Genomic DNA, 20,919 nt, shown 5'->3' on the forward strand with positions numbered 1-20,919 from the left:
CGGCTTCTGTTCGGTGAATTGAAACGCGGGGGGCGGCGCACACTGGGTTCGTCCCGTCGCGTATATCGCGCTTTTCCGTCAGGAGCCCCGGATGTCTTCCCGTCACGACAAACCCCACCGGTTCGACGCCGACCTGCCGGAACTCGCCACCTCGGAACGGGATCAGCCGACGCCGGGTCCGGACGACCGCGCGATGCGCGAACTGCAACGCGGTTCCGAAGCCATCGTGCGTCTGGCCACGCAGGCACACGCGGCCGTCGCCCGGAGCGACGAAGCCGGCGCGCAAGCCGCGCGCCAATCGCTCGAAACGCAGCTGACGTTCACGACCGCCCTGATCGATGAGCTGCTGTTCGGTGCGCCCGAGCGGTCCACGCTGCATTGACAGCCTACGCGGCAGCATCACCGTACTATCCCGAAGTACCGGAAACTGACATGAGCGCTTTGACCGTCATTCTTTGCATCTGGGCCATGGTCGCGTTTTGCGCGGTCCTGTTCATCCGCGGCGCGAGTCCGCGCGTCGAGCGTGAGGCGGAGCAGCCGCGTGCTCGTCCGTCGCGCTATTCGATCGCCGAGTAACGCGCACGACCAACGACGCGGAACCAACGGGGTAACATGAGGAGCGCCGGCGCCACTGCCGGCCGGCACCGACGATGTTCCCCACGGAGGTTCCCGTATGGACACACATTCGATTCTCGGCATGCTGCATGCCGAAGAGGCTTTGCTGATCTCCATCGTGCGGTCGCTGCCCGACGATATCAAGCGCAGGATCGCCAACGACTTTCACGAGCAGGCGCAACTCGCCGAAAGCTCGCATCTGAATCCCACCACGAACCGCGAAACGAGCGACGCGTTCAAGGCCCATGTCCGACGGCTGTCGAACATGCTTGCTTCGTTGTCGTAACCCGGTCGCGCAACGGCGACCCCGACGTGTCGCTCCTGAGCAAGGACTCGACGCAGGCCGTTGCCCGCGTGCCGATACCGGCGTCGGCACCCGCACCGGTCGCGCCCGCTGCGCAAGCTCCCGCGTACACCGTGAACGGTGTGCCGCAGGATCCGCTCAAGGTCGACCTGCCGCAGAAGAGGTCGCTTGCCGGCGATGAATTACGGCAGTTCGAGTCGCGTGTCGCGCAATGACCGCGCTGCTGTAAGCCGCTTGCCGTCTCAACTTTGCGACACGCCGGTCCGCATGATTCAGGCGCGCTTTCGTCGCATGACGTGTCGGCATGTTGACTGGTACGGGTCGCAAACCTTGGTCCGTCAATGCGCGTTCGGGTTTTCCCGCGCGCGTCGAACGACGTGTGCGAGCCAGCACGAAGGCGTCGGGGCATCCCCGCGGCATCTCATTTCCGATGCATTGCGTGCGATCAGGCCCGCTTCGAAGTGCCCCGGCAGGCATTTCTCCATACGTAGCAAGCCTTCATTCCAGCATGGCATAGCCATTGCAATGACGAATGCACAAGAACTACACATGTTGCAGCCGGGATTTCACGCAGTGAACAAATGCCGACGGCAGCAAAAATCTTCGCGATTCGCGCCCGGGGAGCTTGGCGCAACTTGCGAGGTGCGGCGGGGCCAATAGCAAACGGATGTCGACAAACAACGACGACGCGAGCGGACGATACGGCTGCATCTAACGTCCGCTCGCGATCGTGACGGCGTGAAGCGATGACCCCGCCATTTTTTTCCGTGCTTGCGGGTGAAGCCGAATTCGCGGCGGGCCCCCGCTAAAGGGCGCTTGCGCGCGGGCCGGCGGGCTGCGAAGATCATGCTAACGACCGCCGCATCAGGGAATTCCATGTTAGCGTCGAGCCCATTTCCCGCATTGCTGCACCACGCGAGCCTGTGGCTGCAAGCCTACGCGCTCGTGCTGGTCATGATGGGCGTCGGTGCGTTGCTCGAGCGTCGCTGGCCAGCCGCATTGCTGCAATCGCGCGCGGGGCAGCGTCTGAACATGGCGTATGCGGGTCTGTATCTGGCCTTGGCGGAAGCCACGAAGCCGCTGACGGCGGCCGCGAGCGTCGCGATCGTCAATGCACTCGGCGGCGGGATGGTGGTGCTGGTGTCGCGCGGGTGGGGCGCGCTCGCTTCGTTCGTGATCGTGCTGCTGACGATCGATTTCCTCGAATACGCGTTTCATCGCTTGCAGCACACATGGCCCATCCTGTGGAAGCTGCATTCGCTGCACCATAGCGCGGTGGATTTCAACGTGACGATCACGTTGCGGCATCATTGGATAGAAGTGCTGCTCAAGGGCTGCCTGCTTTATCCGCTCGTCGGCGTACTGTTCAAGGTCGAGCCGTGGATCGTCGGTGCGACCTCGATCGTGTTCATGTTCGGCAACTATTTCGCGCATCTGAATCTGCGCATGGACCTTGGCCGCTACGTCACGTGGGTCAACAATCCGCAGTATCACCGGCTGCATCACTCGATTCGCGCCGAGCATTTCAATCACAACTTCACGCAGCTATTGCCGATGTGGGATCACGTGTTCGGCACGCGTTGGGTGCCCGCGAAACACGAGTGGCCCGCCACCGGTCTCGACGATGGTACGCAGCCGAGCTCGCTGCTCGGCGCGTTCAGCTGGCCATTGGGTCAGCATGCGGCACGCGATGCGTTACCCGTTCGCAAGCCGCTTGCCGTGCTCGATAAGAAAGCGAAATAACGCTGGCTACGCGGGTTGCGCGGCGCGCACCGCCTTGCCGCCCAGCAGCGACACGATCAGCGTGGCCATCACGAGCACGCCCAGCGCCGCGCGCAGGCCGAGCACGCCGGCACCGAAACCAATCAGCGGCGGCCCGACCAGAAAGCCCGCATAGCCGAACGTGGCCGCCATCGACACGCCGATCGCCGGCGTTGCGCACGAGCGACCCGCCGCGCTGAAAATCACCGGAACGATATTCGCGAGACCGATGCCGACCATCGCGAAGCCGACGCACGCGGTCAGCACCGTCGGCAGGCTCAGCACGAGCGCGAGTCCGGCGAGCGCGATCAGACCGCCGAGCGCGACGACCTTGCTCGAACCGAAGCGCCGCACCGATGCATCGCCGGCGATCCGGCAGGCCGCCATCGAAAACGCGAACGCGGAGTAGCCGATCGCGGCGACGCTCGCTTCCTGGTTCAACGTGGAGCGCAGGTACACCGCGCTCCAGTCGGCCACCGCGCCTTCGACGAGCATGCACATGAACGCGAGCAGCGCCAGTTTCATCACGCTGCTGTCGGGCCATGCGAAGCCGCTCGACGCGGCGGCCGCGCGCGGACCGATATCGCGCAACGCAAACGACGCGGCGAAAATGATCAGGGCCGCGATCAACAGATCGGGCGCGAACAGCCCGCCCACGACGCCGACGCCGCTTTTCTGCAACATCGCGCCGCTCGCCGCGCCAAGCAGGCCGCCCGCGCTCCACGCGGCATGAAACGACGACATGATCGGCGCGCGCCAGCGTGTTTCGATCGCGCTCGCATGTCCGTTCATCGACACGTCGAGCGCGCCGTTCGACGCGCCAAGCGCAAACAGCACCAGGCACAACGTCAGCATGCCCGGCGCGAGCGCGGGCAACGGCAACGCGATCGCGAATGCCGCGCCGAGCAGCGCGGTGGCGCGGCCGCTGCCGACGCGCGGCGCGAGCTGTCCCGCGAGCGGCATCGCAACGATGGCGCCGAGCGCGAAGCAGAACAGCGCGATGCCGAGCGAGGTGTCGCTGAGCGCCAGGCTTTCCTTGATGCGCGGCACCTCGACCGCCCATGCGCCGATGCCGAAACCGTTGGCGAGAAAGACGGCGAGCGTCGCGATGCGTTCCCTGACGAGTGAGTTCATGGACGTGCCGCCATCACGTTATCGCAGACGGCCCGGAGGCTCGCGACACGCGCGTCCGGCACGTCCGCTTCGACGAACAGATAATCGACGGCCGAAACAGGCGCTACCGCGAACGGCGCCGCTGTCATGAGCTTTTCCGAGGTCAGTGCGATGGCGATCTGGCTACTCGCTTTGACCATCGCGCGTTTCAGTTCGGCGTCCTCTGCGTCGAATACGGCGACGCCTTCATCGGGGTCGAAGGCGCAGGCGCCGAGAAAACAGAGGTCCGCGCGGATCTGCTGGATCTGCAGCAGCGCGGTCGCGCCGAGCGAGCCCGCCGCGCCGCCGGCGATGCGGCCGCCGATCAGGATCACGTCGATACCGGGGCGGTTCAGCAGCCGCGCGCAGGCCTCGGGCGAATTCGTGACGACGCTCAGGCCGGCGTTGTCGGGCAGCGCCGACGCGATCGCGACGTTCGTCGTGCCCGCGTCGAGCAGCACGATCTGCTTCGGACGAACGATCGATACGGCCGCCGCGGCAAGGCGTGCCTTGCGATCGACGGCCTCATGCATGCGCAGCGCCGCGGGTTTGTCGGCGGGCGACATCAGTAGCGCACCGCCGTACACGCGCTTGCAGTGCCCCTGATCCGCGAGATCGCGCAGATGACGGCGCACGGTGTGCTCGGAGATCTGCAGCTCGGCGGCCAGCTCGGCCGCGAGCACGCGACCATGCGTGCGCAATCGCTCCAGAATCAGTGCTTCGCGCTGCTCGGGCAGTAGCCCGTTGATTGCATCTTCCCGGGTTCGCTGCATGGGTCTCGTCTCCGTTTCGGAGTGAATCGATCATAAACGAGCAAAATATATCGTAAACGCTCGTGAGGCACAAGCGGTGCGCCCCGGCTCGTCTTGATCTCACGCGACGCCGTTCGGTTCCGGTCGTGAGTCACGGCCGAAAACCAGCCGGTCGAGCAGCCACACCGCGACGAGCGTTGCGCCCATCAGCGGGAAAACGACGCCGAGAAGCGCGAGGCCGGTTGTCCAGCCACGCATCGGCGGTGCGGCGCGCTCGCGCGACGGCGCGCCGAGCGAGCGTTGCGGCCGACGTTTCCACCACATCACGAAGCCGGTCACAGCGAGCGCGCCAAGGCCGAGCGAAATGGCTGCGCACAGTATCTGATTCGCGACGCCGAAGTAGCGACCCATATGCAGCGAGGTGCCGTACGACACGGCCTTCGCGATCGCGCCGTAATCGCCGTAGCGAATGTCCTTCAGGATCGCGCCGCTGTATTGGTCGACGTACAGCGTGCGTTCGTCTTTGGGATTCGCGGGGAAATAGGAGAGCGTGTAGACGCCGGCTGCGGAGTTCGGCAGCACGATGCGGTAGCCGTCCGCGATACCGAGCGACGCGGCGAGCGCGACGATATGCCCGAGCGACAGAGGCTGCGCCGCGTCGGTGGCCGCGGAAGAGGGCACGCTCGCGTTGCCCACGGCCCACGGCGTCAGCGGCAACGGCAGGTCGTCCATGACCATGCCGGGCATCGAGTCCATGTCGGCGCGCGTGGCATGCGCGAGCGTGACGCTCGCGTGGTCCGGGTGGTCCGAGGGCGTTCCCGGCACGATGGAGCGCAACGGCAAACCGCCCCACGCGCCCGGCGGAGCGCCAAGCTTCGTCGCGGTCGCGAACGCCTTGAACTGCTTGCCCCAGGAGCCGGTCCACGGCAGCCCCGTCAATACGAACGCAAGTGCGCCAAGGGCGAGCCAGATGCCGATCACCGCGTGAAGACTTTTCCATAGCGGACGTCCTTTCAGCGCCAGGCGCGGCAGCAGCACCGCGCGCGCGGTCGTTTTGCCGCGCGGCCACCATAGTGCGACGCCGGTGCCGATCATCACGAGCGTCCAGCATGCGGCCAGTTCCATCAGCAGTTCGCCGGGCTTGCCGAGCAGCAGCTTGCGATGAAGCATGCGATCCACCTGCATCAAGCGATGCTCGACGCTCAGCGTGCCCAGCACCTCGCCGCTATACGGATTCAGATAGATGCTCTGCTGCGAGCCGTCCGCGAGACGAAATACGAATTCGGCGCTGCGTTGCGGATCGCGGGTGATCACGGCGGTCGTCGCGATCGAGCCGGGCGGCATCGCCGCGCGCGCTTTCGCGAGCAGCGCGTTGTCGGCCAGCCTCGGCACGGCTTGTGGTGCGACGACCAGTTGCTGTCGATAAAGCAGCGGCTCGATCTGCGGCTGGAAGCAATACAGCGTGCCGGTGATGGCGAGCACGAGTAGAAAAGGCATCACGAAGAGGCCCGCATAAAAATGCCAGCGCCACAGTGTTCGATAGCCTGGATGTGTCGGGCCGCTCGTGGCGGCGGTTGTACCGTTCTGCGCGCGCACGCGTTCGGCGGTTCGAGTCGTGGACATGAAATCCTCGTCGGGCAAATGGGTCGATGGTTCGTGTGCGACAAGCGGTTTGCCGCGTCTCGCATCAGGCTTAGATATGCAGCTTCGCTTCGACATAAAACGTGCGGCCCGGATACGGGTGGTAGACGAAGTAGCGCGCGTCGAACAGGTTGTCGACGCCGATGCCGAGTTCGCTGAGCTTCGTCGGCTTGAACGTGAACTTCGCGTCGACAACCGTGTAGGTGCTGGTGCCGCCGAACACGTTGGGGTTCGTGTCGGTATTCGTCAGCGTGTTGTACTGACGACCCGAGTAACGCGCAGCGAGCGTCAGCGCCGCGCGCGCGTCGAAGTGATACGTCGCGGCAAGATTCGCGCGCCACAGCGGAATGCGGTAGAAGTACTTGCCGACCGAGGCCGGATTCCGTGCGTTCTCGAGGATCTTCGACTGCGTGTACGCGACGCTCGCGAGCAGATCGAGCCCGCGCACGAACACGTCCTCGCCCGAATAGCTTGCTTCGACGCCGCGCGAGCGAACCTTGCCGATGTTCTGGAAGTTCGTCACGCTCGGAATCACGGTGGTGTCGGTCTGACTGAAGATCGTGTTCTTCACGTCGTCCTGAAAGAGGGAGAAGCGGAACACGCCATTCCAATGCGCCCATTCGGCGCTCAGCTCTTTCGACAGATCGTCTTCGGGCTGCAAATATGGATTGTTGTTGACGATCGCGGAGCCGTTGATTTGCCCCTGGAACAGTTCGCTCGCGGTCGGAAAGCGATACGCGCGAGCGATCGACGCGCGCAAAGTCAGCTCGTCGCTGACATCGAACGATAGCGACGCCTTCGGCGAAAGGTGGCGCTGGCTGGCATCGCTGTACGCGATCGTCGTGCCGGGCAGCGACTGTGCGCCATCGTAGGCTTGCCAGTCTTCATAGCGCGCGCCGTAGACGAGCTTCCAGCGCGGCAGAAAGCGCCACGCGTCCTGCGCATAAAGAGCTTGCGTCTGCGTCTTGCCGGTGAACGCGTTGGCGAACGAGGTCGCGTCGCCGTCGCGCCAGTTCAGCGTGTTGTAGGTCTGGTTGTCGACGAAGTAGTTGTCGTAGTGGTAGCCGACGCTCAGTGCGTGATTGGCCAGTCCTGGCTGGTTCGTCGCGGGCGTATAGGTGCCGCGCAGGTCCAGCGTCTTCCAGCCGGTGCCGTCGTTGAACAGCACGGTGCCGGGGCCATTGCCCGGACCGCCGGCACTCGCGGTGCGTGCGACGCCATTGCCGATGTCGTAATACGAGGCGATCGCCTCGCCGTTCCAGCCGGTCGCGTTGCGCGTTTTCAGCGACACGCCGTAGAGCCAGTTCTCGCTGTGCCCGACACCCGGCGCAAACGCGGCCACCGGAATCGTGTAGTGGTAACCGTTGATCGATACGTTGCCGCTGTACACAGGGTTGCCGGCCGCGTCGCGCAGGAACGTCGATGTTTCGCTGTTGTACGTCTGGTGCCAGTAGCCGAGGGTGAAGCCGCCCTGCAGCGTCGGCGTGAAGTCGTACTGCATCTTCAGCTTGAACTGGTCCTGCACCGTGTGCTCGATGCCTTCGCCGTTCACACCGAGCACGGCCGTCGGCGCATTGGTCTGGTTGTTGTAGAAATAGGCGCCGGTGACGGGCGTGTCGCCGGCCTTGGCGGGCGTGGTCGATTTAGCGAGGGTTGCGAATTGCAGCGGCTGACTCGTGTTCTCGAGATGATTGACGCCGAGCCGGTACGAGAACTTGCCGATGCTATCGCCGATCGACGCGCTCGCTTCGCTGCCGTTGAAGCTCTGGTTCACGCCGAACAGGCTGAAGTGCTGCGTGAATGCCTTCACGTCGGCGTTGGCCTCGAACTGCTTTGGCATGCGCGTGCTGATCAGCACGGTCGCGCCGAGCGAATTGCCCGGATACAGCGCGGAAAACGGCCCGTAGATTACGTCGACCTGCTGGATTTCGTCGGGATACACCATCGACCAGCGCGGCGGAAACGAATAGCTATTGCCGAGCAGGTTGCTCAGCAGCAAGCCGTCCGCATAGACGAGGCCGCGCGCGCTCTGCGTATTGCTGGTGCCGCGCACCGCGATGATTGAATTCAGATCGCCGATAAAGCGCTTGCGTACCGCCAGGTTCGGCATGTACTTGAGCACGTCCTCGGTGTTGACGACGTTCCAGTTCGCGAACTGATCGCGCGTCACGGTTTCGACGGAGGCCGGCAGGTTCGGGTCGACGGCGCGCGGTGCGGCGCTCGCGCTTGCGCTTGCGCTCGCACTGACGCTGACGGCGGGCAGCGTCGCGTCGGTGTTTGCGTCGGCGGCATGCGTGGGTGTTGCGACGAAAGCCGGCACGAAGGCAGGCATGAGCGCGGGCCAAAGAACTGAACGACGAACCGCGCGACGAGCGGAAAAGACAGCGTCACGGCGGACGCAATAAGAGAGCCTTCGCAGCGCGAAGTTGAACATGAGCGTTTCCTCGATGCATTGAACAGGCGATCGCAGGCCTCGTCGATGTGGGCGACGAAGGCGCGATCAGAACCGGTAGCGATCAGGAAACGGCAGGTGGGGCGCGCGGACGTCCCGACGGGAAGGCGCCAAGCGGGGTGAAGCGGGTGGACAGCGTGGGCGGCGCGGTGCCGGCCAGCGGCAGCGCGGCCGGCGGCTCGACGGCGGCGAGCGTCGGCATCGCGACGTGATGTTCGAGCAGATGACAGTAGCCGCAGGCGCCGAATGCCTCGTCGTGGCTTAGATGCACGGGCGCGGGGCTGGTTTGAGCGACGACGCTCGCATCGCTCACATTGCTTGCACCAGCCGGGTGAAGCGCCGAACATAGCGCGGCAATCGGCTCGTGGGCGCGGCCCGATTCGAGCAACTGACTCATGAGCGGCGCGAACGCGACGAGCCACATGGCGACGAGGCCAAGCCATGCGGTCAGGTGGTTGCGCGAGTGTCGAGTCATGATCGTCGAAGAAAAGACGGGCGCGATTCTAGCATCACCGCGCGATTCTTTCATTCGTAATGACGGGCATAACGGCGGATTAGACGATGAAACAGCGCTCATTTCGGGGCGCTGAGGCCGAGGCGACAACCAGCGAGCCGTGGCGCTATGTTCGGCCGGGCAGTTCGTCGACGCGTTGCCCCTCGTCGCGCCGCAGCTCGAAGACTCCGCCTTGCCGAACGATCAGCGGGCCGAAGCGTTCAATATTGCCGGTGCGTGTTCGTTCGCGCTGGGTCAGTGGGCGAGCTCGGTCGAGCGCGTGCGGCAGGCGTGCGTCGAGCGATTCGGCGGCGCGCTATGACGCCTCTGTGAGCTGCATGTGATACAGGCCCCACGGCGACAATTCGAAGCGGTCCTTCAGTGGCTTGGCCGCGAGTTCGGGAATCTGATCGGCGTCGTAGATCGCCCATAACGGCCCCACGCCGCCGAGCGCCAGCGGCTTGCCGTCCATTTGTGTCGCGACGATGAAGTGATACTCGCGCACCTTGTCGAGCGTCGTCAACACCGCGTAGCCATCGACCGCGTGCATGACGATTTGCGTGCTGCCCGCGTCGGGCGCGCCGACGTTTGCGAGCACGTCGGTGAGCAGCGGGCCGCTAAACGTATGCATGTGCGCATCGTATTCGATCGTCGGATGGATCGTCACGGTCTTCATGCTGGCGAGCCACGGCAGATCGACGCCGTACGCTTGCGAAAACTTCACCTGGTGCTTCGCCAGCAGTTGATCGAAAGCCGGATTGAGCGCGCCGCGATTGCTGTGCTTGATCGCGCCGGAGATCGTCAGGACGACCGGAGACGGCCCGCATTCGGCGTGCTCACGCTTCGCGCCGAATGCGGGCGCGACCGCCGCGCCCAGTGCCGCGGCGCTGGTCAGGAACTGGCGTTTGTTCATTACGTTTTCTCCGGGTGTCGTCGATGCGCCGCGTGGTGAGGTGCGCGCTCTTCTATTGTCGGAGAATTGTCGCCGCACGTGATATGGCGATGCTTCATTAACGCGTCATTCGCTATGCTATTTCCGCTTGCGGTTCGCGCCGGAGCCGGCACGGTTCCTTGCGCGGCGGTCCAATGCGGTGCGCGTCTTCGCAGGTTTATGACGAAGTCCTTTTCCAATGCCCAGGGACGCACGAACCAGGCGCAACGCAAGAAGCCTCCACTCTTTGTCGCCCTGATCAATGGAAGTGCTCAGTTCGCGCCGATACTGACGGTGCGCGTCACATCGACGACCGACAGCCGGATCGCGTCGATCAATGCGCGCGCGGCCGGTGACGGCGTGCCCGCCGCGCGCATCGTCAGGCCGATCTCGCGCCGCGTGTTGTGCAGCGGTACATCGAGCACCACCAGTTGCCCGGACTGAATCTCGTGATGCAACTGCTGCGCCGACAAGGCCGCCGCCATGTCGGTACCGAGCAGCAGGCCGCGAATCACCGCGAGGTCGGCGGTCTCGACGGTCGGCAGAGGCGGCTTCACCTTCATCCGCTTGAATTGCGTTTCGAACAGCGCACGCGCCGGCGCGTTGCTGCGCGGCAGAATCCACTGCGCGTCGCGCAGACCCATGATGGTCAGATCGTGCGCGTGAGTCAGCGGATGACCGCGGCGCACCAGCACCACCATGTCTTCCGACATCAGCCGCTCGTTTTTCAGGCCGCTCGTCGCGTCGTTGTCGCGCAGCGCGCCGAGAATGAAATCGATGTCGCCCGCGCGCAGACCGGCCACGAGCGTCTCGTAGGCGCTTTCGTCGGTCACCACGCGCACGCCCGGATTCTCCGAGGTCATTCGCGCGATCGCCTTCGGCAGGATCAGCGTGCGCCCGAGCGGCAACGCGCCGACTGTCACCGAGCCCTGAATCTTGCCGTGCAATGCGGCGATATCGTCGGGGACGTGGCGCAGTTCGTTCAGCGCGCGGCGTACGTGAAGCAGGAACGTCTCGCCCTCGGCCGTCAGCAGAATGCCGCGCGGGCTGCGGTGAAACAGACTCAGTCCCGAGCCGCTTTCGAGTACCCGGATCGCGGTACTCACCGCGGGCTGGCTGATGCCGAAGGTTTTTGCCGCGCTCGGCATATGCCGATGCCGCGCGAGCGCCGCGAATAGTTGCAACCGCCGCGTGTTGAGCAGATACGCGGGCAATGCGCCTTCCGCGACGGGCCGGCGGCGCGTCTGTCGCGCGGTGCACCATCGGGAGAGTTCTTCGAGTTCAGCGAAGATCCGCTCGCACCGATGCAGCACCGCGCGGCCGACCGGAGTGGGCAGCATGCCCGAAGGACCGCGATCGAACAGCGGTTCGCCGAGCGCCGACTCGAGCTCCTGCACGGAGCGCGTGACCGCCGACTGCGCGCGAAACAACGCGGCCGCCGCGCGCGTCGCGCTGCCCGTATCGGCGACGAGCCGGAATGCGCGCAGTTGCGCGAGATTGAGCAGGTCCTTGCTGCTGACCGATAGCGGCGCTTTGGCGCTCGCCTGGCTGGTTGAGGCGGAAAGCGTGTCGTTGCTCATGCCGCGCCCGCGATCAGATGCAACGACGGCAGCGACAGATTCAGACTTTCCTTCGAGATATGCGTGTGCTCCTTCATCAACGCATCGACGCGCGCGCCTTCGCCTTTTTTCAGCGCGTCGACGATCGCGTGATGCTGGCGATGCGCGTACATCAGCATCATGAATTGACGCTCGCGCGCGGATTCGTCGAACGCGATCGTGAACGGCGACACGAACGGCACCTTGTCGTTCAGACTGAGCGCGGCCGTGACCGCCTGGTTCTGCGCCGCGTCGACGATCAGCGCATGAAAGCGGCCGTTCATCTGCGCATAGCGCACGTCGTCGCCTGGCTGCAGATGCTTTTGCTCGAAGATCGCGTCGCCTTCACGCAGGCAGTCGTCGAGCGCGGCGGCGAGCGCGGGGCTCACGCCGTTTTCGGCGACCGAGCGCGCGGCGAGTCCCTCGAGCACGCCGCGCACGTCGATCGCGTCGAGCACGTCGCGCACGCTGAAGCGGCGCACGACGTAACCGCGCGAGCCCGAACGATCGAGCAGGCCTTCCGACGACAGCACGCTCAACGCATAACGCAGCGGCGTGCGCGACACGCCGAGCCATTGCGCAAGCTGCGCTTCGACGAGCCGCTGCCCGGGCGACAGTTCGCCCGACAGGATCTTCTCGCGTAAGGTCTGCACAATCGCTTGCTGGGTGGTCTCGTTCATCGTTTCGTCGCTCGTCGGAAGCAGCGCAGTATAGCCACGCGTGCAGCACCGCTCCAAGCCTTGGAAATGTGCGTTGCGAGTTGTTTTCCGGGCCATCTGTTTTGTTTATCGCGAGCCGAGATGCCGAGGCGTCGCGGAAGGCTTGCCTCACGGGCTTGGGATACCGAGGGAGCCCTGCGCGGCGTGGGTCGGGGTGCGCTTCATCCGCGCTCCGGCCGCGCAAATGCCGGGTTTTTACTCATCAACCCGGCGCTGCCTGAGGTATACCCGTGCTTCCCGTATCGCGGCACAATTTCTATCTTTGTATCCCAAGACGGTCGTGGTGACTAGCGCGGTCAACCTGGCGACCTATCCGATTGGCAGCAGCACGAAGTGACGGAAGAGAACGAATATGGCAAGAATCATTGGTGGTATCGGCACGTCCCATGTGCCCACGATCGGGTTGGCGTACGACAAGGGCAAGCAGAACGAACCGGCATGGGCGCCGATGTTCAAGGGTTATGAACCGGTGGCGCAGTGGCTGGCCGAGCACAAGCCCGACGTGATGGTGATGTTCTACAACGACCACGCGAACAGCTTCTTCTTCGACTGCTATCCCACGTTCGCGCTCGGCGTGTCGCTTAACCACGAGTTCGCCGATGAAGGCGCCGGCAAGCGTCCGCTGCCCGACATCGCCGGTCATCCGGATCTCGCGATCCATATCGTCGAGCAACTGGTCGCCGACGAATTCGATCTGACCGTCTTCCAGGACCGCCCGCTCGATCACGGCGTCAATTCGCCGCTGTCGCTGATGCTGCCGCATCAGGGCGGCTGGCCGCTGTCGCTGGTGCCGCTCGAAGTGAACGTGCTGCAGTATCCGCTGCCCACCGCGAATCGCTGCTACCGGCTCGGCCAGGCGCTGCGTCGCGCGATCGAATCGTTCGAGCAGGATCTGAAGGTCGTGGTGGTCGGCACGGGCGGGCTGTCGCACCAGGTGCATGGCGAACGCAGCGGCTTCAACAACACCGAATGGGACATGGAATTCCTCGACCTGATCGTCAGCGATCCGGAGCGTCTTGCCGCGATGAAGCACGTCGATTACGTGCGCCTCGGCGGCGCGGAAAGCGTCGAGACGATCATGTGGCTCGCGATGCGCGGCGCGCTGGGTCAGAAGGTCCGCGAACTGCATCGCAACTACTACCTGGCGACCAGCACCGCGATGGCCGTGACGATCTACGAAGAAGAGGTGGCGTAATGAATCCGCAACTGGTTGGCGTCGAAGAACTGACCGGCACGTATCCGTTCGATATCCGCCAGAGCATGAAGGCGATGCGCCTGAACCGCTTTTTCTGGCAGATGCGCGAAGCGTCGGCGCGCGCACTGTGGCTCGAAAACCGCACCGCCTCATACGATGCGGCCGGCCTGACGCCGGAAGAACGCACGCTGGTCGACAACACCGACTGGATCGGTCTGATCCGTTATGGGGTGTCTTTCTTCGTGCTCGAGAAGTTCGCGCGTGTGGTGAAGATCACCAATCTCGGCGTGTACGCGAGCATGCGCGGCGAAACGCTCGAAGCGTTTCTGAAGACTCGTCAGGTACCCGACGCCGTTTAAAGGCCGCGCATCAAGGCAGCGCTGTCCGCTGGGTAATCCGATTTGAAGTTCCGATGTGTAGTTCAAGCCACCCGGCTTACTTCGACCCGGCCGTGATTATCGGCGGGTTCATGTCGCATATCTTCTTTGCTGTGCCGTTGGTGTTGACCGTCAAGCGGTTGAAAGGTAAAGGGCTTTGGCTATCCCTCGAAAACGGCCGCACGCTCGCGTCTGTCGTGATCGACGGGGATAACGACACGGGTGTCGCTCATTTGCGCTGGTTCATCGTCGACGATCCTTTGCGCGGCTCCGGGATTGGACGGCAATTGCTGTCGCATGCCATGCGTTTCGTCGACGAGCGGTTCGACGAAACCTATCTATGGACGTTCAAGGGGCTCGACGCGGCGCGTCATCTGTACGAGTCATTCGGCTTTCGGCTAAGTGAAGAATCGGAAGGCACGCAATGGGGAACACGCGTGGTCGAGCAGCGTTTCAACCGGCTTTGCGCAAGGAAAGGCGATAACGGTACTGCGTGATCGGCGCGGCAGCGAACTCGACGCCGTCGGTCAATGCGCGAGGACCGCCGCCGCGATCCGGTCGGCCAAATCGCCGAGAACGCGGCTCAACGCGGCCGCCTGCGCGAGCGCATCGTGTCCATTGATCGCGGAGTCGAGCGTCACCTGCTGCCGCAGCGTCGCCTGATCCGAGTGCCCGGCCAGCAGCGTCCACTCCGCTTGCAGCGTCAGCGTGCCGCTCGGGTCGGCCGTGGCATTCAGCACGGTGACGACCAGCGTGCGCGTGCCGGGCGGCGCGGGTGCATCCGGAACGACGAACGATCCGGCGGGCAGCCGCGTGAGCAAGTCCTGGGCGAGCGTTTTGCGCATCATCTGAGCGAGCGGTGCGCCCCACAGGTCGCTATCGTCGATCGTCAGCCGGTTCTGCGAAGCCAGCGTGACGACTTCGAGCCGATCGAGCACCGCGGGAATATGCACGGCGGTCAGTTGAATCGGTGGGATCGGCGCCGTGGCGGGCGGCGCGTCGGCGGGCATCGGGTTCAACGTCACATAGCGTGTCGGTATGCTGTGTCCGCATCCGGCGAGCGTCATCGCCGCGACGGTTACGACAAACGCCGCCGTCCTGACGCTCGTCGCGAGCAATGCCGCGACGGCGCGTCCGACGGGGAACGTGGACCTCGTCATCATTGAGCCTCCTGCTGCCTGCCACGGATCAGCGCCTCCGGATGGCGGTCGAGATAGTCGGCCAGTGCCCGAATCGAGCGTGCGGTGTCGGTCAGCTCCTGCATGGCGGCAGGCAGGTCGTTCTGGCTCGACGCGTCGCCGCCTAGCGTCCGGTTCGCCGCGGCAACGGTGCGATCGGCCGCGTTCGCCGTCTCGCGCAATTGCGCGACGAGCGGACCGATCTGTGGCGAGACCTGCTGCAACGTGTGATCGATCTGCGCGACCGAGTGGTCGATGTGCGTCAGGCTGTCCTTAATCTGAGGCGAGGAACTGAGCGCGTTGATATGCGCGGCGATACTGCGGACCTGTTCGCCGGTTTGCCGGATCGGAAGATCGTCGATTTTCTGGATCACCTCGTTGGCCTTGGCCATCGTCGTGTCGAGATTCGCGGCGGCGACACTCGGAATGACGGGCAGGCCGTCCTCGCTGGCGAGCGTCGCCACCGGCGCGCCTTGCACGAAGTCGAGGTTGATCTTGTCCGCGCCGACGAGCGGCGGATCTTGCGATAACCGCGCGCGCAAGCCTGTGGCGACGAGGCGGGTGAGCATGCCGTCGACGAGCGGGCGCCAGTCCCCGTTGGCCGGTGGCGGCGCGCCGACGATGCCAAGCTGCGACGGGTTCAGCGCGATCTGCACCGGGGTGCTCAGCGCGCCCGTGCGTGCGTCGTAGTTCAGGCGCACGCTGGTGACGGTGCCCACGTCGAAACCGCGCAATTGCACATCGGCACCACTCTTCAGGTCGCCGACGGCGCCCTCGAAGCGCACCAGATAGGTGACGACCGGGCCGTGCCCCGGCGCGAGCGCGGGGCGGCGATCGACACCGTCGAAATGCGATGCCGGTTCGCCGGGCCCGGGCTCCATCACGATCTCGGGGCCGGTCAGCACTCCCTTGATCGACGCTGGATCGTTGAGATCCACGTGTGCGCCGCGCAGATAAAACCTGGTCTCGCTGCGCAGATACTTTTTTTCGGCGCGATCTATCTTGAGCTCGGCTTTCACGTGTCGGCCATCGGGCGCGAGCGTAATCTCCGAAACGGCGCCGACCTTCACGCCGCGCAGCGTGACGATCGTGTCGTCGGGCTTCATGCCGTACGCGTTGTCGAAGGTTACCGTGACCGTCTCGCCATGATGCATCAACGCGCGAACGCCGAGCCATCCGGCCATCGCGAAGGCTGCGACCGGCACCGCCCAGATCCAGCCGGGCCAAGAGCTGCGCCGCACCTGAGCTTGCGAACGACGGGGACGCGTGCCGCTCATCGCTTGCTCCGCGGGTGGACGTCCCACATCAGGCGCGGGTCGAATGCGCGCGAAGCGGCCATCGTCAGAAACACGACCAGCGCGAACGCGGTGGCGCCAATGGCGGGTCTCGCCGCGGCGATGCCGTCGAACCGGACCAGCGGCACGAACGCCGCGATCGTGAACACGTCGACGTACGACCATCGGCCGAGTTCGTCGATCAGGCGGTACAGATGCGCCTTGACCCGCAGATGCCGGCGCGAACGGCGCCGAACGGAGACGACGAACCATGCCATGCCGAGAATCTTCGCCACCGGAATGACGATGCTCGTACAGATGATCAGAATGCCGAGCGGCCACAGGCCAGCGTGAAACAGCTGGTAGACGCCGTCGATGATCCGGGTTGAGTGGGTCCGCCCGAGTTGCATCGAAGTGGTCATCGGAAAGAGGTTGGCCGGGATCGTCAGAACGAGCGCGGCGAGCGACAGCGCAGCCGCGCGCACGACGGCGTCGGTTTTGCGAGCGCGCAACGTCAGTCCGCAGCGAGGGCACGGACGCCCCTCCTGCGACATCGGCACGACCAGATCGCAAACCGTGCAGGACAGCGGCGCTTCATGTTCCGGCAACTCGTTTTCCGCGGCGATCGCGCGCCACACGGTTCTCCGGTCGAGCGACGCGCGCGTGAGCATCGACAGCAGCGCCGCGGCGATGAAGCAGTAGCCGCCGGGGGCGATCGTGCCGGTCAGATTCTGCGTCACGCGCGCGTAACCGACGAAGCAGCCGACCAGATAGACATCGGGCATGGTCCAGATATCGAGCGAGGTGGTCCAGCGAAACAGCGCGCCGATTCCTCTGGTACGCCGGCCGAGCCGCAGCGCGGCGAGGACGATCACGAGGCCGCCAAAGCGGATGAATGGCAGCACGATACCGAAGGTGCCGAGCAGTACCGCGAGAATGAACCAGCCATCGTTCCACATCTGCACGATGCCCGACGACAGCAGTGATGAGCGTTCGACGCCGAGCATATGGACATACATCAGGGGCGCGAGGTTGGCCGGAAACAGTAATACGAAGGTCGCGCTCGCGCAGGCGAGCGCCGCGGTCTGGCTTCGGCCGCTACGCCGCTCGAGCGGAAAGTGACAGGCGCGGCAACGCGCGTAGGTATGGGCGGTGAGCGGCGGGATGTCTTCGAGCGCGCCGCATTCGGGGCAGCCGATCGTCATGCGACGTTCTCCATCGGCTGTCCGTTTTCAGGCGGGCAGCGCGTTGCGAATGAGGTTTCGCCGATCATCACTCGACCCCTGGCGCCGTTTGGCGCGTGCATGCACGGCAGACGCGCTGGTGCGCGCCAGTTCTTGTCCTCCACTAGCATGGCGCGTTCCCGGCCCGGCCTCGGCGCGCCGGGCAGCGCGGACGAACGGCGGCTGCGGTGTGGCGTCAGTCGGGTGAGCGGTTCCGATCCGCTTCGCTTTGCGAGCCGGGCGGCGTGCCCGGTTTGGTGTCCGGCGCCGCTGACGGGCCGGCGTCGGCAAGGATCAGCAACCTCGACGACAGCGCGTCGGGATGGCCCGGCTTGAACCAGTTCATCTCGGGAATGCGTGAATCGGTCAGGTAGATCGTGCCGTCCGGCCCTTCCGCGAACGTATCCGGCCATCGCAGGCCGGGCTCGTGCAGCAACGTCGTCAATGTCGCGCCGTCCCATACCTTCACCGCGTGTTCTTCGACCGCGGTAATCAGCAGCCGTCCCGTCCGGTCGATGTGCAGCCCGTCGGCGGGGCGATGCTCAAGCACTTTCTCGACGCGGTTGCCGACTTCATCGGTCGCGAGCGTGGTATCGCGAAGCGCTTCGGTGGGCACGCGGTAAAGCGTTTTGCCCTTCACCGCCTGCCAGTACACATACAGTCCATCGCGAGTGAGCGCGATGCCGTCGGCCGCCAATTCGACGCCGCGTCCATCGGGACGCCGCAATGGTGCGCCGCCTGCATGGACCGTGACGCCCGGATCCGTTTGCGTCGACGGATGCCCGTCGAGCACGCGGCGCGCTTGACCGGTGCCGAGATCGACCACCACGATCGCGCCGCGTGTTCCAGAGTCCGTGATGTAGGCGAAACGGCCGTCGGGACTGATGCGCACGTCGTTCAGATAGCTGCCCTGAGGCGCGATTTCGAGCGTGAACGCAATGCAGCCGACGACGCTATCCGTCGCAAGATCGATGCGGACCAGTTTAGGGGCACCCGGCACGACGAACGCCTGGGCCGGCGCGCCGGGGTCGAGTACCCACAGGTTGTTTTGGGAATCGCACAGCATCGCCTGCACGCAGACCCAGCGATCCTGCGGGTTCAACTCGTCACGCCTGGCATTGCGCCAGCCGTTCCATCGATCGTCGGGATAAGGACGGACGTCGCCATCGGGTGTGAGTACGCCGACGGAGATCGGCGCGTCTTCTGTCCAGCGCGGGAAGTTGACGAAGATGCGTCCGTCCGCGGCGACGGCGACGCCGGTCACCTGGTGCCCGAACGACGCAATCTCGCGCAGATGCGGCAGCGAGCCGTCGTCACCGGCGCTCGATGCAGGCGCGGCGGTCAGTGGAACCCGATCCGCGGCGGTTGGCGTGGCGGTGTCTTTCATGGGCTGTCTCCGGGACAGGACGGAAATGTCAGTATTCAGCAAACCGAATGCCGCGTGCAAAGATAAAGTAAATCGTAATCCGCGAATCTTTCGGAAGGTATTCAACGTGAATTGCTGACAGCCCTTTATGCGAATCGTTTGACTTTCGCGCGAGCAGAGAACGGTACTGCGCGCAATAGGGAAAGCCGAGTTGTCGCGTGGCGCTTGATACGACATGGCGCGCTAAAAGGCCGCGTTGCTACTACGTCATTCAGGGCGAAAAGAATCGCTCCGCGGCGGCGTGCGGAGCCGCCGTACCAAACGGTCCATTTCGGCAACTCTGACTCTCAGGGTTTCTCCTGACTCGCCTTTGGACCCGCCGTGTCACTCGTGCGCTACACCGCTCATTTGCAAAGAAAAAATAATGCCGACGTCTAAGGAATGTGCTAGAAAATAACAATTGCACGCGCAGACAAATAGCCACGCCTGCAAGTAAAAATTTCGGCTTTCAATACTCTTAATCGGCCGCGAGGTGGATCGTGAGAACAAGGACGCTTTGGGGGCTCGGGGTGACGACGGTCGCTTCGGTGCTAACGCTGCAATGTTATCCAGCGTGGGCCGACGGACCCGAAGCGGCGTATGCGTCCGACGACGAGGTGCCGGCCGGCTCGCTCAGTCCGAACGAGTACAAGGTCAATGCGGACGGCATGAAAGAAGATCCGAATGCGAAGATGTCGGACGTGGCCCGCGCGTATCGCAATGGCTATATCAACCGCGGCAAGCAGGATCAGGCCGATTACCAGGCAATGATCGACTCGCACAATCACGGTCAGCGGCAACCCGCCAGGACCGACGTCGCGCGGGTCGACGTGCCGCCGCTGCCGCCGGGCGTTCCCGAAGACGATAACTCGAAGTACACGAGTATTCCGCCGCAGCCTCAGAAGCCGCGGCCGGTCCAATACGCGCAGCGTCAGGTGCCGCAACCGCCGCCGCAACAGCAATATCAGCAGGTGTACCAGCAGCCGCAGTACGCGCCGCCGCCAATGCAATACCAGCAGGCGCCGGCCTACGCGCAGATGCAGCCGGTCTACGACAACCAGCCGGTATACGTGCGGCAGGACTATCCTCAGCCGCCCGTGCAGTACGTGCCGGTTTATCCGCAGGCGCAATACGATGAAATGCCGCAGGTCGTGGAAACGGTGGTTCAACCGGTCGCGCCTGTCGCTTATCAGGTTTATCGTCCGCCGGTCTATTGGGCGCAGCCGCGCGTGTATGCGTATCGCGCGCCGGTCTACAGCTATCGTATGTGGCGTTGAGGTATTGCGCGAGTCGTGGCGGCGTTGCGCAGCAATGGAACGCCGCGGCGAATACTCGCACGCATCGATTGATTGGCCGATAGAAAGTACTCAGCCCGCCGCATTCGTGGCGGGCTGAGTACTTTCTTTTATTCGTTTTGCGCTAGTGGCCGCTGGCACCTCTCGTGCGCACATTCAGATGGTTATTCACCTGTCTGACTCCGCGCACCGATCTCGCGACACTGCCGGCGCGTTGCACCTGAGCGCGCTGCGGTACCCAACCGGTCAGCGTCACGATACCGCGGCGCGCCTGCACGTGAATCGACGTTGAATGCAGGTTCGGTGTGCGTGCGAGCGCGCGCCGCACGTCGCGCGCAAGCTCGCTATCGGGTCTGTTGCGAGCCGGCGATGCCGCGATGGATTGGCTTTGCGCGGAAGCATCGTTCGGCATGCCGCCACTGGTTTGCGCATTCGCACAGGTCGCAGTGCCGATCGCAATTGCTGCCGCGGCAATGGCGCCAATTAGGGTGCTCGCGCTGTCTTTTCTCACAAGTCCTCCTGTACCACCTGATTGTCGCTCGCCGCGCAGCAGA

The 20,919-nt window shown here is 64.4% G+C and carries 21 protein-coding genes and 2 pseudogenes; 10 read left to right on the top strand and 13 right to left on the bottom strand.

Translation table 11 applies throughout. The features are described from left to right. The first annotated feature begins 91 nt into the window (after positions 1-91). From OKW27_RS11865 to OKW27_RS11885, 5 genes and pseudogenes are all read left to right on the top strand, one after another. The gene (locus OKW27_RS11865; protein WP_429333564.1) at positions 92-382 is read left to right on the top strand and encodes a hypothetical protein; all 291 of its coding nucleotides are present in this window, start codon (positions 92-94) and stop codon (positions 380-382) included. Positions 383-432: 50 nt separating this feature from the next. Beyond that, positions 433-576, top strand: a complete 144-nt coding sequence (locus OKW27_RS11870; protein WP_167368704.1) for a hypothetical protein — start codon at positions 433-435, stop codon at positions 574-576. A gap of 97 nt (positions 577-673) precedes the next feature. Further along, positions 674-901 carry a hypothetical protein gene (locus OKW27_RS11875; protein WP_429333565.1) on the top strand — a complete coding sequence of 76 codons (228 nt, stop codon included), beginning with the start codon at positions 674-676 and terminating at the stop codon, positions 899-901. Between the two features lie 26 nt (positions 902-927). After that, positions 928-1,134: a hypothetical protein gene (locus OKW27_RS11880; RefSeq protein WP_429333566.1), complete on the top strand. Its 207-nt coding sequence runs from the start codon at positions 928-930 to the stop codon at positions 1,132-1,134. 913 nt (positions 1,135-2,047) lie between these two features. Continuing rightward, positions 2,048-2,485, top strand: a pseudogene (locus OKW27_RS11885) (sterol desaturase family protein); the annotation flags it as partial. A gap of 183 nt (positions 2,486-2,668) precedes the next feature. Here OKW27_RS11885 and OKW27_RS11890 read toward each other — a convergent pair. The 5 genes from OKW27_RS11890 to OKW27_RS11910 form a co-directional block, all read right to left on the bottom strand. Beyond that, positions 2,669-3,814 carry an MFS transporter gene (locus tag OKW27_RS11890; protein WP_429333567.1) on the bottom strand — a complete coding sequence of 382 codons (1,146 nt, stop codon included), beginning with the start codon at positions 3,812-3,814 and terminating at the stop codon, positions 2,669-2,671. Further along, complete coding sequence (locus OKW27_RS11895) at positions 3,811-4,605, bottom strand: DeoR/GlpR family DNA-binding transcription regulator (protein WP_429333568.1); 795 nt, start codon at positions 4,603-4,605, stop codon at positions 3,811-3,813. Before OKW27_RS11895 ends, OKW27_RS11890 begins: the two co-directional genes overlap by 4 nt. 99 nt (positions 4,606-4,704) lie before the next feature. After that, complete coding sequence (locus tag OKW27_RS11900; RefSeq protein WP_429333569.1) at positions 4,705-6,207, bottom strand: PepSY-associated TM helix domain-containing protein; 1,503 nt, start codon at positions 6,205-6,207, stop codon at positions 4,705-4,707. Between the two features lie 70 nt (positions 6,208-6,277). Further along, positions 6,278-8,557, bottom strand: coding sequence for a TonB-dependent receptor (locus OKW27_RS11905; protein ID WP_429333570.1), 2,280 nt, complete (start codon positions 8,555-8,557; stop codon positions 6,278-6,280). Positions 8,558-8,741: 184 nt separating this feature from the next. Then, positions 8,742-9,152 (bottom strand): DUF2946 domain-containing protein, encoded by a 411-nt coding sequence (locus OKW27_RS11910; protein WP_429333571.1) that lies wholly within the window; start codon positions 9,150-9,152, stop codon positions 8,742-8,744. A 139-nt stretch (positions 9,153-9,291) separates the two neighbouring features. On the opposite strand from OKW27_RS11910, the gene OKW27_RS11915 reads away from it, so the two are divergent. Beyond that, entirely contained in the window at positions 9,292-9,492 is a 201-nt protein-coding gene (locus tag OKW27_RS11915) for a hypothetical protein (protein ID WP_184064755.1), read from the top strand. Here OKW27_RS11915 and OKW27_RS11920 read toward each other — a convergent pair. The 3 genes from OKW27_RS11920 to OKW27_RS11930 form a co-directional block, all read right to left on the bottom strand. Then, positions 9,487-10,083 carry a molybdopterin-dependent oxidoreductase gene (locus OKW27_RS11920; RefSeq protein ID WP_184064395.1) on the bottom strand — a complete coding sequence of 199 codons (597 nt, stop codon included), beginning with the start codon at positions 10,081-10,083 and terminating at the stop codon, positions 9,487-9,489. The two genes, OKW27_RS11915 and OKW27_RS11920, sit on opposite strands and share 6 nt — an antisense overlap. 290 nt (positions 10,084-10,373) lie before the next feature. Then, entirely contained in the window at positions 10,374-11,681 is a 1,308-nt protein-coding gene (locus tag OKW27_RS11925; protein ID WP_429333572.1) for a LysR family transcriptional regulator, read from the bottom strand. Next, positions 11,678-12,379 carry a GntR family transcriptional regulator gene (locus OKW27_RS11930; protein ID WP_429333573.1) on the bottom strand — a complete coding sequence of 234 codons (702 nt, stop codon included), beginning with the start codon at positions 12,377-12,379 and terminating at the stop codon, positions 11,678-11,680. Before OKW27_RS11930 ends, OKW27_RS11925 begins: the two co-directional genes overlap by 4 nt. A 391-nt stretch (positions 12,380-12,770) precedes the next feature. Between OKW27_RS11930 and OKW27_RS11935 the strand changes: the two genes are divergently transcribed. The 3 genes and pseudogenes from OKW27_RS11935 to OKW27_RS11945 form a co-directional block, all read left to right on the top strand. After that, positions 12,771-13,613 carry a gallate dioxygenase gene (locus tag OKW27_RS11935; RefSeq protein WP_429333574.1) on the top strand — a complete coding sequence of 281 codons (843 nt, stop codon included), beginning with the start codon at positions 12,771-12,773 and terminating at the stop codon, positions 13,611-13,613. After that, positions 13,613-13,972, top strand: a complete 360-nt coding sequence (locus OKW27_RS11940) for a protocatechuate 3,4-dioxygenase (RefSeq protein ID WP_090806862.1) — start codon at positions 13,613-13,615, stop codon at positions 13,970-13,972. The genes OKW27_RS11935 and OKW27_RS11940 overlap by 1 nt, the downstream gene beginning before the upstream one ends. A gap of 161 nt (positions 13,973-14,133) precedes the next feature. Further along, a pseudogene (locus OKW27_RS11945) lies at positions 14,134-14,487 on the top strand (GNAT family N-acetyltransferase); the annotation flags it as partial. Positions 14,488-14,517: 30 nt separating this feature from the next. On the opposite strand, the gene OKW27_RS11950 reads toward OKW27_RS11945, so the two are convergent. The 4 genes from OKW27_RS11950 to OKW27_RS11965 all read right to left on the bottom strand — a co-directional run bounded on the left by OKW27_RS11950 (position 14,518) and on the right by OKW27_RS11965 (position 19,052). Further along, a complete protein-coding gene (locus OKW27_RS11950) occupies positions 14,518-15,153 on the bottom strand; it encodes a PqiC family protein (RefSeq protein WP_429333575.1) in 636 nt (211 codons plus the stop codon). Continuing rightward, positions 15,150-16,445 carry an MlaD family protein gene (locus tag OKW27_RS11955; RefSeq protein WP_429333576.1) on the bottom strand — a complete coding sequence of 432 codons (1,296 nt, stop codon included), beginning with the start codon at positions 16,443-16,445 and terminating at the stop codon, positions 15,150-15,152. The genes OKW27_RS11950 and OKW27_RS11955 overlap by 4 nt, the downstream gene beginning before the upstream one ends. After that, entirely contained in the window at positions 16,442-17,647 is a 1,206-nt protein-coding gene (locus OKW27_RS11960; RefSeq protein ID WP_429333577.1) for a paraquat-inducible protein A, read from the bottom strand. The genes OKW27_RS11955 and OKW27_RS11960 overlap by 4 nt, the downstream gene beginning before the upstream one ends. Before the next feature lie 214 nt (positions 17,648-17,861). Beyond that, positions 17,862-19,052, bottom strand: coding sequence for an L-dopachrome tautomerase-related protein (locus tag OKW27_RS11965; RefSeq protein ID WP_429333578.1), 1,191 nt, complete (start codon positions 19,050-19,052; stop codon positions 17,862-17,864). Positions 19,053-19,570: 518 nt separating this feature from the next. Here OKW27_RS11965 and OKW27_RS11970 point away from each other — a divergent pair. Next, positions 19,571-20,347, top strand: coding sequence for a hypothetical protein (locus tag OKW27_RS11970; protein WP_429333579.1), 777 nt, complete (start codon positions 19,571-19,573; stop codon positions 20,345-20,347). A gap of 142 nt (positions 20,348-20,489) precedes the next feature. Here OKW27_RS11970 and OKW27_RS11975 read toward each other — a convergent pair whose 3' ends face one another. Continuing rightward, on the bottom strand, positions 20,490-20,876 hold the full coding sequence (locus OKW27_RS11975) for a BON domain-containing protein (protein ID WP_090806852.1): 387 nt from the start codon (positions 20,874-20,876) through the stop codon (positions 20,490-20,492). Between the last annotated feature and the right edge of the window lie 43 nt (positions 20,877-20,919).

This window comes from Paraburkholderia sp. 35.1, from assembly GCF_050436525.1.
Lineage (GTDB): Bacteria > Pseudomonadota > Gammaproteobacteria > Burkholderiales > Burkholderiaceae > Paraburkholderia > Paraburkholderia tuberum.

Excerpts from the sequence above, each read along its gene's own strand:
- OKW27_RS11865 (WP_429333564.1), top strand. The coding sequence starts at position 92 with ATGTCTTCCCGTCACGACAAACCCCACCGGTTCGACGCCGACCTGCCG.
- OKW27_RS11870 (WP_167368704.1), top strand. The coding sequence starts at position 433 with ATGAGCGCTTTGACCGTCATTCTTTGCATCTGGGCCATGGTCGCGTTT.
- OKW27_RS11875 (WP_429333565.1), top strand. The coding sequence starts at position 674 with ATGGACACACATTCGATTCTCGGCATGCTGCATGCCGAAGAGGCTTTG.
- OKW27_RS11890 (WP_429333567.1), bottom strand. The coding sequence starts at position 3,814 with ATGAACTCACTCGTCAGGGAACGCATCGCGACGCTCGCCGTCTTTCTC.
- OKW27_RS11895 (WP_429333568.1), bottom strand. The coding sequence starts at position 4,605 with ATGCAGCGAACCCGGGAAGATGCAATCAACGGGCTACTGCCCGAGCAG.
- OKW27_RS11900 (WP_429333569.1), bottom strand. The coding sequence starts at position 6,207 with ATGTCCACGACTCGAACCGCCGAACGCGTGCGCGCGCAGAACGGTACA.
- OKW27_RS11905 (WP_429333570.1), bottom strand. The coding sequence starts at position 8,557 with ATGCCTGCCTTCGTGCCGGCTTTCGTCGCAACACCCACGCATGCCGCC.
- OKW27_RS11910 (WP_429333571.1), bottom strand. The coding sequence starts at position 9,152 with ATGACTCGACACTCGCGCAACCACCTGACCGCATGGCTTGGCCTCGTC.
- OKW27_RS11920 (WP_184064395.1), bottom strand. The coding sequence starts at position 10,083 with ATGAACAAACGCCAGTTCCTGACCAGCGCCGCGGCACTGGGCGCGGCG.
- OKW27_RS11925 (WP_429333572.1), bottom strand. The coding sequence starts at position 11,681 with ATGAGCAACGACACGCTTTCCGCCTCAACCAGCCAGGCGAGCGCCAAA.
- OKW27_RS11930 (WP_429333573.1), bottom strand. The coding sequence starts at position 12,379 with ATGAACGAGACCACCCAGCAAGCGATTGTGCAGACCTTACGCGAGAAG.
- OKW27_RS11935 (WP_429333574.1), top strand. The coding sequence starts at position 12,771 with ATGGCAAGAATCATTGGTGGTATCGGCACGTCCCATGTGCCCACGATC.
- OKW27_RS11940 (WP_090806862.1), top strand. The coding sequence starts at position 13,613 with ATGAATCCGCAACTGGTTGGCGTCGAAGAACTGACCGGCACGTATCCG.
- OKW27_RS11950 (WP_429333575.1), bottom strand. The coding sequence starts at position 15,153 with ATGATGACGAGGTCCACGTTCCCCGTCGGACGCGCCGTCGCGGCATTG.
- OKW27_RS11955 (WP_429333576.1), bottom strand. The coding sequence starts at position 16,445 with ATGAGCGGCACGCGTCCCCGTCGTTCGCAAGCTCAGGTGCGGCGCAGC.
- OKW27_RS11960 (WP_429333577.1), bottom strand. The coding sequence starts at position 17,647 with ATGACGATCGGCTGCCCCGAATGCGGCGCGCTCGAAGACATCCCGCCG.
- OKW27_RS11965 (WP_429333578.1), bottom strand. The coding sequence starts at position 19,052 with ATGAAAGACACCGCCACGCCAACCGCCGCGGATCGGGTTCCACTGACC.